The following is a 16,989-nucleotide window of genomic DNA, read 5'->3' on the forward strand; positions in this document are numbered from 1 at the left end:
TTCGGTGGTTTTGGCGGAGGGGAAACACCCGGTCCCATCCCGAACCCGGAAGTTAAGCCCTTCAGCGCCGATGGTACTGCATGGGAGACTGTGTGGGAGAGTAGGACACCGCCGGACACAAATTGAAAGGGAAAGGCCCCGCCGATACCGGCGGGGCCTTTCTCATTTCTACGGGTCTGTTCTGCGGGCGCCGGAGAATGCGTCCCAGAGCACGGCGGCGGGTTCGGCGGTGGTGAAGAGCGATTCGATGCGGGAGCGGTCGCCGTCCAGGCGGATGAGGGTTTGCATGCCCAGGAACATCGCCACCGCGAGCACTCCGAGATCGCGCGACGGCACCAGACCGTCGAACGTCGTCCCTTGGACGAGGCGTCCGATGGCGGTGGTGGCGAATTCGGACCAGGATTCGACGTGCGTGATCAGTTCCTCCCGCAGCCGCGGAGAGGACGATGATGCAGTGAGCAGTTCCTGTATGGCCTCGATGTGCCCCTGGTCCCGCATGTCCTCCGCGTACAGTTCGCGGAAGCGGGAGAGCAGTTGGGTGGCGTCCGCGCAGGAGCCGAGAGCCTCTTCGTAGCGTGCTCTCTGAACTTCGCTGGTGTGGCGGAGCGCCGCGACGAACAGGGCTTCGAGATCGTCGAAATGGTGGTAGAGGACCTCGGGCGCGAACCTGCCGATGCGGGCGATGGAACGCTCGGTCGTTCCGTCGTGGCCCTCGACGGCGAGCGTCCTGATGGCCGCTTCCAGGAGACGCTGCCGAGTCTCCGCGCTTGACGCCATTCGCTCAGATCACTTTCCAGAGTTTCGCTCCGGCCTCGGCGAGGACGGGGGTCGAGCCGCCGGGCGGGCCGCGCGGGACGGTGGCTCGACACCTGCGGGTACAGATGATGCTCCACCCGGTACGGCAACTCCAGGAACAGCGCCGATACGACGGGCGCCGGAGCGAAAGTGCGTCTCCAGCGTCCACGAGCAGGCCCCGCGAGCCGGCGACGCCGAAGCCGAGGCTGGGAACGGTAGCGCCGCGAGAGCAACAAGCTCCGCCGGCCGCTACCGTGCCCGTTCCGTCCTCCGGGCGTCGAGGTCGAAAGCGAGGGTGGGCTTGACCTCGACGCCCTGGGCGGTCGTCAGGAGTAGAGGGCCTCGCCGGTTTCCAACAGGGTCTTCAGGTCGCTGAGCGTCTGGCTCCAGCCGCCGCCCGCACCGGGGGCGTCGCCCGCGGTCTGCAGCGCCGTCTTCGGCGCGTCGGTGACGTCGTGCGTCACGGTCAGCCGCGACACCCCGGCGCCGTCGTCCTCGATCTCGTAGGTGAGGCGGGTGAACGGCTCGTCCAGGAACAGGGCCCGCCAGGTCTGGACGAGGCGGCGCGGCGGGTCTGCCTCGATGACCTCGCCGTCGATCAGCACGTCCGGGGCGCCGTGTTCCTTCATCACGTCGCTGGCCAGGCCGCGGAAGGCGCCGCCGGGACGCAGGTCGTACTCGACGGGGGCCTGGTAGCCGAACTTCACCGTCCACTCGGGCTTGGTGATGGCCTCCCAGATGGCCTCCGGGGTCGCCTTGATGTAGACCCGGTACACCTGGACGGTCCTGCTCTCGGCGGTCTTGGTCGTCGTCATGTCGGACTCCAGTTCCCTTTTGAGGTCGGCGAGGGCCCCGGCGGGCCGCTCGGTGAACTTGCCGATCCAGCGGTCGTGGATCAGCTTGATCGGCACGGGGTTGAGGAAGTGGAGCTTCTCCCTGCCCGAGCGGCGGGAGACCACCAGCCCGGCGTCCTCCAGAACCCGAAGATGCTTGGCGACGCCGAACCGTGTCATCTCCACCTCCGACTCCAGCTCGCCGAGCGTCCGGCCCTCGCGGGCGAACAGCAGGTCGAGCAGGAACCGGCGGGTCGGGTCCGCCAGCGCCTTGAAGGCGAGATCGTCGTCGCTCACCTCTCCAAAATAGGTGACCAAAAGGTCACATGTCAAGGTTGGCGGGGCGGGCGCGGACGAGATCGTCCGGGTGGGGGAGCGGTCGACGCGGGGACGGTCAGCGGGTGAGGACCGTGTCCAGGGTGGCCGCCCACTGGTTCAGGAGGCGGGTGCGGCGGGACGAGTCGTCCGTGAGCAGGTCGGCGAGGCCGAGGCCGCGGACCAGGTCGAGCGTGGCCTGGACCGTCTCGCGGACGCCGGGGACGCTCTCGTCCGCGCCCAGCGCCTCGACGGTGAGGCGGTGCGCCTCGCGTCCGACCCTGGCCTCCAGGGGGGCGACCCGCGCGCGGAGCTGCTCGTCCGAGGCGGCGGCGACCCAGAGTTGCAGCGCGGCGCGGAACAGCGGGCTCGTGTACATCTCGCCGAGGCGGGTGACGACGTCGAGGGTGGACGGGCGGCGTCCGGCGAGCGCGTCGAGGTGCTCGCGCATCCGCGCCATCCGGACCTCGGAGCCGTACTCGACCGCCGCGGTGACCAGCTCCTCGCGCGTCCTGAAATGGTGCTGCGCGGCGCCCCTGGAGACCCCGGCGCGCTCGGCGACGACGGTGACGGTCGTCCCGGCCCAGCCGACGGAGGCGAGGCAGTCGATGGCCGCTTCAAGGAGGCGGCGGCGGGTGGCGCGGCTGCGGTCCTGCTGCGGTTCGCGGGGGAGTGCCTGGGCGGTCATGGTCTCCTCGGCTCGGTGGTCCTCCAGTCAACCAAATGATCCGGGATGGGACGGATGGAAACAATCATGCACGATTGATTTTTTAGGACGAGGCTGGCAGGGTTCAGGCATGGGTGGGCGACGTGGATGAAGGGGAGATGCGTCCTCTCGGCCTAGGGGCGGGCGTGGACGGGGTGCTGCGGGTCGGGAACGCCTCGGGCTTCTACGGCGACCGCTTCTCCGCCATGCGGGAGATGCTGGAAGGTGGGCCACTGGACGTCCTGACCGGCGACTATCTCGCCGAGCTGACGATGCTGATCCTTGGGCGCGGGAGGCTCAAGGACCCGTCCGCCGGGTACGCGACGACGTTCCTGCGGCAGATGGAGGAGTGCCTCGGCCTCGCCGTGGAGCGCGGCACGGCGATCGTCGCCAACGCGGGCGGGCTCAACCCGCGCGGGCTCGCGGACCGGCTGCGCGAGCTGGCCGCGCGGCTCGGCCTGGACGTGCGGATCGCCCACGTCGAAGGCGATGATCTCGCCGAGCGCGCTGCCGAACTGGGTCTCGGCGGCTCGCGACATGGGCGTCCGCTCACCGCCAACGCCTACCTGGGCGCGTGGGGAATCGCCGAATGCCTCCGTGCGGGCGCGGACGTGGTGGTGACCGGCCGCGTCACCGACGCCTCGCTGGTCGTCGGGCCGGCCGCCGCGCGCTTCGGATGGGCCCGGGACGACTGGGACGCCCTGGCCGGGGCGACGGTCGTGGGACACATCTTGGAGTGCGGGGCGCAGGCGGCCGGCGGCAACTTCGCCTTCTTCGAAGAAATCTACAACGTAAAGGCGTCGGGCTCTGCGCACGTCAGAACGGGTTTTCCGATCGCCGAGATCCGTTCCGATGGCTCCAGTGTCATCACAAAGCATCCCGGAACGGGCGGCGCCGTGACCGTGGAGACCGTGACGGCTCAGTTGCTGTACGAGATCGGCGGGCCGTCCTATGCGGGACCGGACGTGACGACGCGCTTCGACACGATCGAACTCGCGGCGGACGGGGCCGACCGGGTGCGGGTCGGCGGCGTCCGGGGCGGTCCGCCGCCTCCGACGACGAAGGTGTGCCTGAACCATCTGGGCGGGCATCGGAACGAGATGACGTTCGTCCTCACAGGGCTTGGGATCGAGGCGAAAGCGGAGTTCGCGAAACGCCAGCTTGAGGCGGCCCTCGGCGACGATCCGCCCGCGCGTGTGGAATGGACGCTCATCGGCTCGGCCACGGCTGATCCGGCGACGCAGGGAGAGGCGACCGCGTTGCTGCGCTGCGCCGTCCTCGACCCGGACGCGGAGAAGGTCGGGCGGACGTTCAGTAGCGCTGCGGTGGAGTTGGCGCTCGCCGGGTATCCGGGCTTCACGTTGACGTCGCCGCCGGGCAAGGGAAGCCCTTACGGCGTTTATTCGCCGGGGTTCGTTCCGAATGAGGCGGTCGAACACATAGCGGTCACGGCGGCGGGGGAGCGCATCCCCATTCCGGCCGTTCAGGAAACCGCGCCTGTGCAGTCCGAACCAGTACAGCCCTCGCCCTCCGAGTACTCCGCCTTTTCAGGGACGACGAGGAGGCTGCCGTTGGGCAGGGTTGCCGGGGCGCGCAGCGGGGACAAGGGCGGCGACGCCAATATCGGGGTCTGGGCCCGGACCGACGCGCAATGGGAATGGCTGGAGCCTTTCCTCACCGCCGACCGGTTCCGGGAGCTGCTCCCCGAGACCCGTGAGCACACCGTCCGCCGGTACGCGCTGCCCAACCTCCGCGCGGTCAACTTCGTCGTCGAGGGGCTGCTGCAGGACGGCGTCTCGGCCTCGACCCGGTTCGACCCGCAGGGCAAGGCCCTGGGGGAGTGGCTGCGGTCCCGTCTCGTCGACATCCCGGAGGCCGTCCTTTGACCCTGAAGAGCACCCTCGACACGGGTTCGGCCGAGTACCGGGAACGCCGCCGGACCATGCTCGAAAAGCTCGCCGCTCTGGACGCCGAGCACGCCAAGGCCCTCGACGGCGGCGGCGAGAAGTACGTCACCCGGCACCGGAAACGCGGGAAACTCCTGGCCAGGGAGCGCGTCGAGCTGCTGCTCGACCCCGACTCGCCGTTCCTGGAGCTGAGCCCGCTCGCCGCGTGGGGCAGCGACTTCCCGGTCGGCGCGAGCGTCGTCACCGGGATCGGCGTCGTCGAGGGCGTCGAGTGCGTGATCGTGGCGAACGACCCGACGGTGCGGGGCGGGTCCAGCAACCCGTGGACGGTGAAGAAGAGCTTCCGCGCGTCCGACATCGCGCTGGAGAACCGGCTGCCCGTGATCAACCTGGTCGAGTCGGGCGGCGCGGACCTGCCGACGCAGAAGGAGATCTTCATCCCGGGCGGGCGGATGTTCCGCGACCTGACCCGGCTGTCCGCCGCCGGGATCCCGACGATCGCGCTGGTGTTCGGCAACTCCACGGCGGGCGGCGCGTACATCCCCGGCATGTGCGACCACGTCGTCATGGTGAAGGAGCGCGCGAAGGTGTTCCTCGGCGGCCCGCCGCTGGTGAAGATGGCGACCGGCGAGGAGGCGGACGACGAGGAGCTCGGCGGCGCGGAGATGCACGCGCGGACGTCCGGCCTCGCCGACCACATGGCCGCCGACGAGCGCGACGCGCTCCGCATCGGCCGCCGGATCGTGAAGAACCTCCATCACCGCAAGCTCGGCCCGCCGCCCGCGCCCGCCGAGGAGCCGCTGTACGACGCGGAGGAGCTGGCCGGGATCGTCCCGGAGGATCTCAAGGTCCCGTTCGACCCGCGCGAGGTCATCGCCCGCGTCGCGGACGGCTCCCGCTTCGACGAGTTCAAGCCCCTGTACGGGACGAGCCTCGTCACCGGCTGGACGCGCGTCCACGGCTACCCGATCGGCGTCCTCGCCAACGCGCGCGGAGTCCTGTTCAGCCAGGAGGCGCAGAAGGCGGCCCAGTTCATCCAGCTCGCGAACCAGAGCGACACGCCGCTGCTGTTCCTGCACAACACCACCGGCTACATGGTCGGCAAGGAGTACGAACAGGCCGGGATCATCAAGCACGGCGCGCTGATGATCAACGCGGTGGCGAACAGCACGGTCCCGCACATCTCGATCGTGATGGGCGCGTCGTACGGGGCGGGCAACTACGGCATGTGCGGCCGCGCGTACGATCCCCGGTTCCTGTTCGCCTGGCCGTCCGCGAAGTCGGCGGTGATGGGGCCGCAGCAGCTCGCGGGCGTCCTGTCGATCGTGGCGCGGCAGGCCGCCGAAGCGCGCGGGCAGGTCTACGACGACGAGCGGGACCGCGCCATGCGGGAGATGGTCGAGACGCAGATCGAGGCCGAGTCCCTGCCGTTCTTCCTGTCGGGGCGCCTCTACGACGACGGCGTGATCGACCCGCGCGACACGCGCACCGTCCTCGGCCTGTGCCTGTCCGCCGTCCACAACGCGCCCGTGCGCGGCGCCGACGGCTTCGGCGTCTTCCGGATGTGAGCCACATGATCAGAAGAATCCTCGTCGCCAACCGCGGCGAGATCGCCCGCCGCGTCCTGTGGGCCTGCCGCGGCCTCGGGATCGCGACGGTCGCCGTCTGCTCCGACCCCGACGCGGACGCCCCGCACGCGCGCGAGGCGGACGTCGCCGGACGCCTCCCCGGCGCGTCCCCGGCCGAGACGTACCTGTCCGCCGACCGGATCCTCGCGGTCGCGAAGAGCGCCGGGGCCGACGCCGTCCACCCCGGATACGGGTTCCTGTCGGAGAACGCCGCGTTCGCGCAGGCCGTCGCCGACGCGGGCCTCACCTGGATCGGGCCGCCGCCCGCCGCGATCGCCGCGATGGGCTCCAAGATCGAGGCGAAGAAGCTGATGGTCGCCGCGGACGTCCCGGTGCTGCCCGGGATCGACCCTGCCCGCGTCACGGCCGCGGACCTCCCGCTGCTGGTCAAGGCGTCCGCGGGCGGCGGCGGACGCGGCATGCGCGTCGTCCGCGACCCCGCCGGGCTGGACGGCGCCGTGGCGGCGGCGCGCCGCGAGGCCGAGTCGGCGTTCGGCGACCCGACCGTGTTCTGCGAGCCGCTGCTGGACGGCGCCCGGCACGTCGAGGTCCAGGTCCTCGCCGACGCGCACGGCACCGTCTGGACGCTCGGCGAGCGCGAATGCTCGATCCAGCGCCGCCACCAGAAGATCGTCGAGGAGGCGCCGTCGCCCGCGGTCGGGCCCGCGCTGCGCGCCGAACTGTGCGCGGCGGCGGCGAACGCGGCCCGCGCCATCGGCTACACCGGCGCCGGGACGGTCGAGTTCCTGCTGTCCCGCGACGGCCGCTTCCACTTCCTGGAGGTCAACACGCGCCTCCAGGTCGAGCACCCGGTGACCGAGTGCGTGTACGGGGTGGACCTCGTCCGCCTCCAGATCGAGATCGCCGAAGGCGCTCAGCTGCCCGCGGAGCCGCCGGAGCCGCGCGGCCACGCCATGGAGGTCCGCCTCTACGCGGAGGACCCGGCGCACGACTGGCGTCCCGGCAGCGGCGTCCTGCGCACCTTCGAGGTGCCGGACGTGGACGCCGAGTTCGCCGTCCCCGCCTCCTACGGGCTGCGGCTCGACAGCGGGGTGGAGAGCGGCTCGGAGATCGGCGTCCACTACGACCCGATGCTCGCCAAGGTGATCGCGTGGGCGCCGACCCGCGCCGCCGCCGCGCGCCGGCTCGCCGCCGGGCTGCGCGGCGCCCGCGTGCACGGCGTGACGACGAACCGCGACCTGCTCGTCCGCGTCCTGGAGGAGCCCGGCTTCCTGGACGGCGGCACCGACACCGGCTACCTCGACCGCGTCGGGCTGGACGTCCTCGCCGCGCCGCTCGCCGACGGCACGGCGGTCGAGCTGTCCGCCCTCGCCGCCGCGCTCGCCCGGGCCGCGGCGGACCGGGCGTCGGCGGCGGTGCTCGGCGGGCTGCCGTCCGGCTGGCGCAACGTCCGGTCGCAGCCCCAGCGCCGGACGTTCCGCACCCCCGCCGGGACGGTCGACGTCGACTACCACCTGCACAGGGGCGCACTGGTCTCCGACTTCTGCCCCGGCACGGAGCTGGTCAGCGCGACGCCGGAGCGGGTCGTCCTGGAGCGCGACGGCCTGCGCGAGACGTTCACGATCACCACGGCGGGCGGCGGCGAGGTGTACGTCGACTCGCGGCTCGGGCCGGTGGCGCTCACGGCCGTGCCGCGCTTCACCGACCCGAGCGCCCGCATCGCCCCCGGCGCCCTCCTCGCCCCCATGCCCGGGACGGTCGTCCGCGTCGAGACCGAGCCGGGCGCGGACGTCGCCGAAGGGCAGACGCTCGTCGTCCTGGAGGCCATGAAGATGGAGCACCGCGTCGCCGCCCCCGCCGCCGGGACGGTCGCCGAACTGAACGTCACCGCGGGTCAGCAGGTCGAGTCGGGCGCGGTGCTCGCCGTGCTCACCGGCCCGGCGGCCACCGAAGGGAACCCCGGATGAGCTTCGTCGAGACCGAGGAGCGGCGGGCCCTGCGCGCCGCCGTCGCCGACCTGGGCGCCGAATACGGCGCGTCCTACTACGTCGAGCGGGCCAAGGCCGGGCGGAAGACCGACGAGCTGTGGGCCGAGGCCGGACGGCTCGGCTACCTCGGCGTCAACGTCCCCGCCGAGTACGGCGGCGGAGGCGGCGGCATCGGCGACCTCGCCGCCGTGTGCGAGGAGCTCGCCGCCGCGGGCTGCCCGCTGCTGCTCATGGTCGTGTCCCCGGCGATCTGCGCGACGATCATCGCCCGGTCCGGGACCGAGGGGCAGCGCGAGCACTGGCTGCCCCGGTTCGCCGACGGCTCCGTCAAGATGGCGTTCGCGATCACCGAGCCCGACGCCGGGTCCAACGCGCACCGCATCACCACCACCGCACGGCGCGACGGCGACGGCTGGGTGCTCTCCGGGCAGAAGACGTTCATCTCCGGCGTGGACGAGGCGGACGCCGTCCTGGTCGTCGCCCGCAGCCACGACCAGCGGGGCAACCTGCGGCCGTCGCTGTTCATCGTCCCGACCGGAGCGGACGGGTTCGCGTTCACGCCCATCGACATGGAGATCGTGTCGCCGGAGAAGCAGTTCGTCCTCCACCTCGACGACGTCCGGCTGCCCGCCGACGCGCTCGTCGGCGACGAGGACGGCGGCCTCCTCCAGCTGTTCGCCGGGCTCAACCCCGAGCGGATCATGGCCGCCGCCATGGGCGCCGGGATCGGCCGCCTCGCCCTCGGCAAGGCCGTCTCCTACGCGAACGAGCGGCAGGTGTTCAGGACGCCGATCGGCGCGCACCAGGGCCTCGCGCACCCGCTCGCCGCCGCGAAGATCGAGCTGGAGCTGGCGCGGCTGATGGCGCAGAAGGCCGCGTGGCTGTACGACGCGGGCGACGACGAGGGCGCGGGCGAGGCCGCGAACATGGCCAAGTACGCCACCGCCGAGGCCGCGGTCCACTGCGTCGACCAGGCCATCCAGACCCACGGCGGCAACGGCCTCACCACCGAGTACGGCGTCGGGATGCTCGCCGGGGTCGTCCGGCTGATGCGCATCGCGCCGGTCAGCCGCGAGATGATCCTCAACTTCGTCGCGCAGCACACCCTCGGACTCCCCAAGTCCTACTGACCGGGCGCGCGGCCGACCGCGTCAGGCGAGCAGGGCGTCCACCTGCGCGGACAGCGGCTCCGGCGCCGCGAGCCGGTTGTCGACCGCGGCGTGCGGGACGGGCGGCGGCTCGTCCGGGCGCATCCGCCCGGCGAACGCCTCGAACGCGGCCAGTTTGCCCGTGTCGCGGGGCGACCCGCGCCGCTCCAGCCGGTGGCGCAGCGTCGCCGCGTCCGACCGGACCCACACGAGGCGCACCGGCGGGCCGCCGAGGGCCTCCGCCCACTCCGCCCAGCGCGCCGCCGAGCGGATCTGGCCGGTGAACGGGCCGCTCAGCAGCACCGGGCAGCCGTGCCCGCGGATCTCCCTCGCCGTCGCCGCCATCCCCGCGTACTCGTGCGGCTTGACGTGCTCGTCGTACCAGGGGCCCTCGCGCTCGCCCGGGTCGCGTCCGGACGCCGCGAGCGTCGCCGCGACGAACGCCCCGTACATCGTGTCCTTGTCGAGCAGCGCCGGGACGGGACGCAGCCGCGCCAGCAGCAGCTCCGCGACCGTGGTCTTGCCGGAGCCGGGCGGCCCCGCCACCACCCACGCGGTGGTCACAGCCGCATCCGCCGGGTCGCCAGCCGCTCGATGCGCGTCTCGTCGATCTCGTGGCCGAGGCCCGGCTGGGTCAGCGGCACCCCGACGACCCCGCCGGAGGAGCGGACCGGCGGCGTCACGAACACCGGGCCGCCCGCCGGGTCCGTCACGTCGCTCGGCAGCGTGCAGCCCGGCAGCGCGGCCAGCGCGACCGCCGCCGCCTGCCCGATCCCGAACGCGCCGGAGCCGCTGCACCACACGTCCCAGCCGGCCGCGTAGGCGAGGTCGTGCGCGCTGCGCGCCGCCGTCAGCCCGCCGAGCCGGTCGAGCCGCAGGTGCAGGGCGCGGCCCGCGTCCAGCGACAGCGCCGCGTCGAGCGCCTCCAGGTCGCCGACGGCGGGCGCCACCGCCATGCCGACCCGCAGTTGCAGCCGGGCGTGCGCGGCGAGGTCCCCGGGCGGGAACGGGCGCTCGATCGCGGCGAGCTCGTAGGCGTCCAAGCCCTCCAGGACGGCGAGGTGCTCCGCCGACTCGGTGTAGGCGTGGCCCGCGTCCGCGACGAGCGCGAGCGCCGGGTACGCCTGCCGGATCGCGCGCACCGGCTCGATGTCCCAGCCGGGCCGGACGTCCAGCGTGACGCGGGTGTGGCCGGCGCCGACCGCCCGGTTCACCCGGGCCGTGACCGTGTCCAGCGCGGGCTCCGGCGAGATCCGCGCACCGGTCACGATGGAGGTGCGGGTGCCGCCGAGCGCGTGCGCGAGCGGCAGGCCCCGCGTCCGGCACCACAGGTCCCAGCAGGCGGTGTCGATCGCGGCGGCGGCCTCGCGGGCGCCGAGGTCGGCGGCGGCGGACACGTCCTCGGGACGGTCCCAGTCGAGCCCGATGAGGGCGGGCCCCATGCGCTCCTCGATGTCGGCCCAGGCGTCGGCCGCGCCGTCCGGGCCGCCGGGCGACGCCATCTCGCCCCAGCCGACCGCGCCGTCCCCGGCCAGCCGGACGAGGACGCTCACCGGCCGGCGCCCCCGCGGCATCGCCACGCGGAACGCGTCGCAGCCCTCGATCCGTGGCAACCCGCACCCGCCTTTCCGAAGTGGTCCCCCTTGATTGTCCCCCCTCCGGGGCAGGGTCGGGACGCGCCGCCGCCCGGCCTCCGGGCGTTTCCCGGCGGGGAGGTCACTTCGGGCAGCTCGACTCCAGCGAGACCGGCTTGTTCGGGGGCTTCGTCGGCGTCCCCCCGGTCGCGGCGCCGGGCGGCGTCGCCGACGGGGACCCGGACGGAGTCGCGGGCGGCGACGTGCTCGGATGGGTGCTCACCTGCCGCGGGTCGGCGTTCACCGCGTCCGACGCCAGCTTGCGGATGAGGTGGAAGTCGGGGTTGCCCGAGTAGACCAGCGGCGGCACGAACTGCAGGCTGTTGATCTGCGCGCCGTCCTTCACCTTGTTGGACAGCTTCATGAGGGCGGGCAGCAGCTCCTGCGGGATGTCGGTGGACAGCGTCCGCTTGGCCGCGGCGGCGAGCTTGTCGAAGCTCGTCAGGACGGTCTGCGGGTCGGCCTGCTCGGCGATCGCGCGCATCAGGCACTTCTGCCGGCTCATCCGCACGTAGTCGCTGCTGCCGGTGCGGGACCGCCCGTACCAGAGGGCCTCCTTGCCGCCGAGCTTGCGGTAGCCGGGCTGGAGCACGCCGCCCTCCAGCCCGTACGGGATCGGCTCGTCGATCTTCAGCTTGACGCCGCCCATCGCGTCGACGATGTCGGCGAAGCCGAACATGTCGACCAGGATGTAGTAGTCGACGCGCAAGCCGAGGATCCCCGCGATCGTGGCCTTCAGCAGCTCGGGGCCGCGGTGGTTCTTCGCGACGCCGGGCACCACGTCCGGGTGCTCCTCGGCGTACTGGTACACCTCGTTCAGCAGGCCGGGCGTCTGCGGGCCGTCGCCGGTGAAGCCGTAGGGGAAGCGGTCGCGGGCCGGGCCCGGCGGCAGCTGGAAGTGCTCCAGGTTGCGGGGCAGGCTCAGCAGCACGGTGTCGCCGGTCTCGGTGTCGACGCTCGCGACCGTCATGCTGTCGGTCCGGACGCCCGTGCGGTCGGCGGCGGCGTCGCCGCCGAGCAGCAGGATGTTCACGCGGGACTGGCCGTTGAACGGGTCGTCGACGTCGACGTGCCGCCCGTTCTCGCTGCCGGTGCGGAAGATGCTGGTCAGCGCGTCGCGGTAGACGTAGGTGCTGTGCGCCGACCAGGCCGCCGGGACCGCGACGGCGAAGCACATCACCGCGACGGACGCGGCGCCGAGCGTCCGGCCGCCGACCGTGAGGTTCGCGGGCCGCAGCACGAAGTAGGAGCGGACGACCACCAGCACCCACACGACGCCGACCGTCACCAGCGCGGCGGACAGCCGCTGCAGCACGTCCGGCTGGACGGCGAGGTGCAGCAGATCGGGGCGGTACACGGTGGCGGCGGCGCCGACCGCGGCGACGATCAGCAGGTACAGGCCGAGCAGCACCGCCCCGGCGACCCGGCGCCCGGTGGCGAGGTGGGCGACGCCCCACACCAGGGCGGAGGCGAGCGTGAGCGCGAGCGCGCGGGCGAGCCCCCCGTTTCCGGAGGGGCCGTCGACGTCTCTGGCCCGGGCATGCCGGCTCGCGCGACCCATGTAAGCTCCGATTCCCACCCACGGTGAATTAAGCCCCGGCTCACAATATGGACGCGCGGAACCGGGCAAAGGTTGCGTAGGTGTCGGCCACCTGTGAGTCGTGGTGCCTCAGGTGCAGGCGTTGCTCAGGATATGCAATCCGGGCGTGTCGCGGGAGTCCGGAGCGGGCTTCCGGGCGGCCCGCGCGGCGATCCGCCTGATCTCCCGGTAGTCCGGCCGCCGGGGCGGCACGAGCGGCGCGGCGAGCCGGAGCCCGGTGATCTGCGCGTTCTCGATCTTGGCGGCGAGGCCGACGAGCGGCGGCAGCAGCCGGCGCGGCAGGTCGGTGCGGACCGAGTCCTTCAAGATCCGGGCGAGCCGCCGGAAGGCGCCGAGCACGGCGCGCGGCCCCGCCTGCCGGGCGAGCGCCCGCAGGAGGCATTCCTGCCGGGCCGACCGCGCCTGGGCGCCGCCCACCGTCAGGGACGGGCCGACACCGCCGACCGCGTCCGCGATCTGCCGGACGCCGTTCATGTCGACCATGGCGTAGTAGGGCACGGGACGGCCGAGGATGTGGCCGACCGTCCGTTTCAGGAGTTCCGCGCCCGGGTCGCGGACGCGCCCGCCGCCCGCGAGCACCTCCGGGTGCGCGGCTCCATAGCCGTAGACGGCGTCGAGCGGCCCGTCCGGCGGGAACGGGACGCGCCCGGCGCCCGACCACACCGGCACGTGCCGCAGGTCGCGGGGGAGGCCCAGCAGGACCGTGTCGCCCGTTCTCGCGTCGACGCTGGCGAGGGTCATGCCGCCGGGGCGGACGCCGTGCCTGTCCGCGTCGGCGTCGGCGATGAGCAGGACGTCCAGGCGCGGCGCGCCAGCCCACGTCCCCGCGGCGTCCCGGCCCTCCGTGAAGAGGCTCTTCACCAGGTCGCGCTGGAGGTAGCCGTACTGGGCGAGCGTCACCGGCGGGACGATCACCAGCAGGCACAGCACCGAGACCGTCGTCCCGCCCGCGAGCCGCCACAGCGGCGACAGCCCGGCCGGTGCGAGCACCGCGTAGGAGTGGACGATCAGTGCCGCCCACAGCCCCGCGACGGCGGCCGACCCGGCCGCCAGGCCGAGCAGCCAGCCCGGCCGCGCGGCCAGCTCGGCGAACAGCGGGCGGCCCCGGCCCGCGGCGAGCGCGGCGGACGTGAGCAGCAGCGCCTGCCCGCAGACCAGCGTCGACCCCAGCCGGACGCGCCCCGCCCGCAGGTGCGCGACGCCCGGCAGCGCGGGCGACACGGCGGCGATCAGCAGCGCCCGCGCCAGGTCGCGCGGCGTCGCGTCCGGGGCGGCCCCGCCCGCCGGTCGCGACGGCACCTGCGTCCGGCCGCCCGGCCCGCCGTCGACCATGCCCCGCCCCCTCCGCCCTGCGCCTCCTGACCCCAGAGGGTGCAGGTCAGGGCGCTGGAAGGAGGGCGATCCCGGGCGGCGTGTCGGGTAAAGCCGGGCGCGGAGGGCGCCGGTTTACCAACTGCTGGACAGCGGCATGCCCTCGGCGAACCCGGACGACCCCTGGATCCCGACCGTGGCCCGCTCGTGGAACTCCTCCAGCGTCCGGGCGCCCGCGTAGGTGCACGAGCTGCGCAGCCCAGCGACGATCGAGTCGATCAGGTCCTCCACGCCGGGGCGGCGCGGGTCGAGGTACATCCGGGACGTGGAGATCCCCTCCTCGAACAGCGCCTTGCGGGCCCGGTCGAACGGGGAGTCGTCGGCGGTGCGCAGCCGCACCGCCCGCGCCGACGCCATCCCGAAGCTCTCCTTGTAGAGCCGCCCGTCGGCGGCGCGCTGCAGGTCGCCCGGCGACTCGTAGGTGCCCGCGAACCAGGACCCGACCATCACGTTCGCGGCCCCGGCGGCGAGCGCCAGCGCCACGTCGCGCGGGTGCCGGACGCCGCCGTCCGCCCACACGTGCCGGCCGAGCCGCCGCGCCTCGGCGGCGCACTCCAGCACGGCGGAGAACTGCGGGCGGCCGACCCCGGTCATCATCCGGGTCGTGCACATGGCGCCGGGGCCGACGCCGACCTTGACGATGTCCGCGCCCGCCTCGACGAGGTCGCGGACGCCCTCCGCGGTCACCACGTTCCCGGCCACCACCGGGACGGCCGGGTCGAGCCCGCGCACCGCCTCCAGCGCGCTGATCATCTTGTCCTGGTGGCCGTGCGCGGTGTCGACCACGATCAGGTCGGCGCCCGCCTCCAGCAGCGCCTTGGCCTTGCCGGCGACGTCGCCGTTCACCCCCACGGCGGCGGCGATGCGCAGCCGCCCGGCGCCGTCGACGGCGGGCTTGTACAGCGTGGCGCGCAGCGCGCCGGTGCGGGTCAGGATGCCCGCGAGCCGCCCGGACGCGTCCACGACCGGGGCGAGCCGGTGGCCGCGCTCGTGCAGCCGGTCGAACGCCTCGCGCGGGTCGACGCCCGCCGGCACCGTGACCAGGTCGCGGGACATGATGTCGCGGAGCTGGGCGAACCGGTCGACGCCCTGGCAGTCGGCCTCGGTCACCACCCCGACGGGACGGTCGTCCTCGACGACGATCACGGCGTTGTGGGCGCGCTTCGGCAGCAGCGCGAGCGCGTCCCCGGCCGTGCTGGACGGCCCCAGCCGGATCGGGGTGTCGACGACCAGGTCGCGCCCCTTGACCCAGCCGATCACCTCGGCGACGACGTCGGCCGGGATGTCCTGCGGCAGCACCGCGATCCCGCCCCGGCGGGCGACGGTCTCGGCCATCCGGCGGCCGGACACGGCGGTCATGTTCGCGACCACGAGGGGGATCGTCGTCCCGCTGCCGTCGGACGTGGCGAGGTCGACCTCCAGACGGGACCCGACCGACGAGCGGCGCGGGACCATGAAGACGTCGTTGTAGGTGAGGTCGTGAGCGGAACGCTCACCGTTCAGCAGGTGCACGGCTGTACAACACCAATCGCGGTCGGAGTGGCTGGGCCACCGTCCATTCTCGGCCATGCCCGGCGATGCCGCCGCCATACCGGCGCCGGCCTTCGCCGCGGCCTACCCGCGAAGCGCCATTGTGCTTCCGTTCCTGGCCGGGGCCCCGGCGGGCGGCGCGCAGGGATTTCCTCATGGCGTGGTCGAAAACGGTGCAACGTGAGGCTTGGCTCTCTGTAAAGTTACCTCTTGACGTAACTGCGCCCTCGATGCACTTTTCTTACATGTGCCTCATGCGGACGGCGGAACCGCCGTAGGGGCGTGACAGCAGAACACCGGGAGAAGCGCATGCAGGTCACGCACTTGGGCCCGGTCAGCCGCGCTCGTCCGCGCCGCGGGCCGTCCCGGGCATGTGCCGACCGGTGGAGCCGCCGGGCACGCCCCCCGCCCGCGTCCCCCCGCGCTCCGGCGCGCGCCGTGTCCGGCAGCGTTGCGCTTCCACGCGGGTTCACGAGGCGTCCGAAACGTCGCCCCGCCGAACTCGCCGCCGACGCATCGACGGCCGCCGGGTACGGCGAACACGAGCAAGATCAATATTTGACGTCATACCGTCCTGAAATGGAATGATCTTGCAGTCGCAGGCAAACCGATTCTTTACACGTCGAGGAGGACAGCCGTGCTGGATGCGGTCGACGCCGTGCTCGTCCGCGAGCTCCAGCGGGATGGCAGGGCGACGTTCCAGGCGCTCGCCGACCGCGTCGGGCTCTCCCGCACGGCCGTGCGGGCCCGGGTGCAGCACCTTCTCGAAACGCGGGTCGTCCGCGTCGTCGGCATCGTGCACGCCGCCGTCGTCGGCGCGGAGGCGATCGGGCACGTCTCGGTCACCGTCGAGGGCTCGGCCCGGGACGTGGCGGCGGCCGTCGCCGGGCGTCCCGCGGTCAGCTTCGCGGCGCTGACCGCCGGCCCGTACGACCTGGTCGCGCAGGTCCGCACCCGCGACGACGCCGCGCTCGCGGCGGAGGTGGACCACATCAGGTCCGTCTCCGGCGTGCGCTCGGCGGAGGTGTTCCGGTCGGTGGCCACCGTGCGCGACACGCACGCGGTGGTGCGCGAGCTCGGCGAGGTCTCCCTCGACGACATCGACTGGCGGCTCCTGCAGGAGCTGCAGCGCGACGGGCGCGCCCCCTACACCCGGCTCGCGCACATCATCGGGCTCTCGCAGGCCGCCACCCGGGCCCGGGTCGTGCGGCTGATGCGCTCGGGCGTCATCCAGGTCACCGGCCTCGCCGACCCGCTCGCCCTCGGCGCGGCCGAGCTCGGCGGGTTCGGTCTCGTGGTGACCGGCGGGCTGCGGAAGGTCGCCGAGGCGGTCGCCGCCCAGGACGGCGTCCGCTACCTGGCGACCGGCTTCGGCCGCTACGACATCGTCGGGCAGGCCGAGGCGGCCTCGCGCACCGGGCTCGTCGCGGTGCTGGACGCCATCCGCGGCGTGCCCGGCGTGACCGTCCGGGAGTCCTGGCACCACCTCGACGTGGTCAAGGAGTCCTACGCGGTCGAGCTGCCCGAGCAGCCCCTCAACGGGTCGGCCTGAACGCGCCGCCACGGCGGCTCC

At 73.3% G+C, this 16,989-nt stretch carries 13 protein-coding genes and 1 rRNA gene; 6 read left to right on the top strand and 8 right to left on the bottom strand.

Translation table 11 applies throughout. The features are described 5' to 3' along the window. Positions 1-117: ribosomal RNA gene (gene rrf / locus FXF68_RS37635) — 5S ribosomal RNA — on the top strand. Positions 118-168: 51 nt separating this feature from the next. On the opposite strand, the gene FXF68_RS37640 is transcribed toward rrf, so the two are convergent. From FXF68_RS37640 to FXF68_RS37650, 3 genes are all read right to left on the bottom strand, one after another. Further along, complete coding sequence (locus tag FXF68_RS37640) at positions 169-777, bottom strand: TetR/AcrR family transcriptional regulator (protein ID WP_148767608.1); 609 nt, start codon at positions 775-777, stop codon at positions 169-171. A 344-nt stretch (positions 778-1,121) separates the two neighbouring features. After that, a complete protein-coding gene (locus tag FXF68_RS37645; RefSeq protein ID WP_148767609.1) occupies positions 1,122-1,925 on the bottom strand; it encodes an ArsR/SmtB family transcription factor in 804 nt (267 codons plus the stop codon). A gap of 97 nt (positions 1,926-2,022) precedes the next feature. After that, a complete protein-coding gene (locus FXF68_RS37650; protein ID WP_148767610.1) occupies positions 2,023-2,631 on the bottom strand; it encodes a TetR/AcrR family transcriptional regulator in 609 nt (202 codons plus the stop codon). Positions 2,632-2,768: 137 nt separating this feature from the next. Between FXF68_RS37650 and FXF68_RS37655 the strand changes: the two genes are divergently transcribed. From FXF68_RS37655 to FXF68_RS37670, 4 genes are read left to right on the top strand one after another with little or no spacing between them, the layout of a single operon-like run. Then, the gene (locus FXF68_RS37655; protein ID WP_187438317.1) at positions 2,769-4,535 is read left to right on the top strand and encodes an acyclic terpene utilization AtuA family protein; all 1,767 of its coding nucleotides are present in this window, start codon (positions 2,769-2,771) and stop codon (positions 4,533-4,535) included. Beyond that, positions 4,532-6,124 carry an acyl-CoA carboxylase subunit beta gene (locus FXF68_RS37660; protein ID WP_148767611.1) on the top strand — a complete coding sequence of 531 codons (1,593 nt, stop codon included), beginning with the start codon at positions 4,532-4,534 and terminating at the stop codon, positions 6,122-6,124. The genes FXF68_RS37655 and FXF68_RS37660 overlap by 4 nt, the downstream gene beginning before the upstream one ends. Before the next feature lie 5 nt (positions 6,125-6,129). Next, complete coding sequence (locus FXF68_RS37665) at positions 6,130-8,112, top strand: acetyl/propionyl/methylcrotonyl-CoA carboxylase subunit alpha (RefSeq protein WP_148767612.1); 1,983 nt, start codon at positions 6,130-6,132, stop codon at positions 8,110-8,112. Continuing rightward, positions 8,109-9,263: an acyl-CoA dehydrogenase family protein gene (locus FXF68_RS37670; protein ID WP_148767613.1), complete on the top strand. Its 1,155-nt coding sequence runs from the start codon at positions 8,109-8,111 to the stop codon at positions 9,261-9,263. The genes FXF68_RS37665 and FXF68_RS37670 overlap by 4 nt, the downstream gene beginning before the upstream one ends. Before the next feature lie 21 nt (positions 9,264-9,284). On the opposite strand, the gene FXF68_RS37675 is transcribed toward FXF68_RS37670, so the two are convergent. The 5 genes from FXF68_RS37675 to FXF68_RS37695 all read right to left on the bottom strand — a co-directional run bounded on the left by FXF68_RS37675 (position 9,285) and on the right by FXF68_RS37695 (position 15,398). Further along, the gene (locus FXF68_RS37675; RefSeq protein WP_148767614.1) at positions 9,285-9,845 is read right to left on the bottom strand and encodes a P-loop nucleotide/nucleoside kinase family protein; all 561 of its coding nucleotides are present in this window, start codon (positions 9,843-9,845) and stop codon (positions 9,285-9,287) included. Beyond that, positions 9,842-10,894: an enolase C-terminal domain-like protein gene (locus tag FXF68_RS37680; protein WP_148767615.1), complete on the bottom strand. Its 1,053-nt coding sequence runs from the start codon at positions 10,892-10,894 to the stop codon at positions 9,842-9,844. The genes FXF68_RS37675 and FXF68_RS37680 overlap by 4 nt, the downstream gene beginning before the upstream one ends. Positions 10,895-10,997: 103 nt before the next feature. After that, positions 10,998-12,476, bottom strand: coding sequence for an LCP family protein (locus FXF68_RS37685; RefSeq protein WP_148767616.1), 1,479 nt, complete (start codon positions 12,474-12,476; stop codon positions 10,998-11,000). Between the two features lie 108 nt (positions 12,477-12,584). Next, positions 12,585-13,847, bottom strand: coding sequence for an LCP family protein (locus FXF68_RS37690; RefSeq protein ID WP_148767617.1), 1,263 nt, complete (start codon positions 13,845-13,847; stop codon positions 12,585-12,587). Between the two features lie 114 nt (positions 13,848-13,961). Further along, positions 13,962-15,398, bottom strand: coding sequence for a GuaB1 family IMP dehydrogenase-related protein (locus FXF68_RS37695; protein WP_281292259.1), 1,437 nt, complete (start codon positions 15,396-15,398; stop codon positions 13,962-13,964). Between the two features lie 655 nt (positions 15,399-16,053). On the opposite strand from FXF68_RS37695, the gene FXF68_RS37700 reads away from it, so the two are divergent. Further along, on the top strand, positions 16,054-16,968 hold the full coding sequence (locus tag FXF68_RS37700; RefSeq protein ID WP_148355626.1) for an Lrp/AsnC family transcriptional regulator: 915 nt from the start codon (positions 16,054-16,056) through the stop codon (positions 16,966-16,968). The last annotated feature ends 21 nt before the right edge of the window (positions 16,969-16,989 follow it).

The organism is Actinomadura decatromicini (assembly GCF_008121305.1).
Lineage (GTDB): Bacteria > Actinomycetota > Actinomycetes > Streptosporangiales > Streptosporangiaceae > Spirillospora > Spirillospora syzygii.

Excerpts from the sequence above, each read along its gene's own strand:
- FXF68_RS37640 (WP_148767608.1), bottom strand. The coding sequence starts at position 777 with ATGGCGTCAAGCGCGGAGACTCGGCAGCGTCTCCTGGAAGCGGCCATC.
- FXF68_RS37650 (WP_148767610.1), bottom strand. The coding sequence starts at position 2,631 with ATGACCGCCCAGGCACTCCCCCGCGAACCGCAGCAGGACCGCAGCCGC.
- FXF68_RS37655 (WP_187438317.1), top strand. The coding sequence starts at position 2,769 with ATGCGTCCTCTCGGCCTAGGGGCGGGCGTGGACGGGGTGCTGCGGGTC.
- FXF68_RS37665 (WP_148767612.1), top strand. The coding sequence starts at position 6,130 with ATGATCAGAAGAATCCTCGTCGCCAACCGCGGCGAGATCGCCCGCCGC.
- FXF68_RS37670 (WP_148767613.1), top strand. The coding sequence starts at position 8,109 with ATGAGCTTCGTCGAGACCGAGGAGCGGCGGGCCCTGCGCGCCGCCGTC.
- FXF68_RS37685 (WP_148767616.1), bottom strand. The coding sequence starts at position 12,476 with ATGGGTCGCGCGAGCCGGCATGCCCGGGCCAGAGACGTCGACGGCCCC.
- FXF68_RS37690 (WP_148767617.1), bottom strand. The coding sequence starts at position 13,847 with ATGGTCGACGGCGGGCCGGGCGGCCGGACGCAGGTGCCGTCGCGACCG.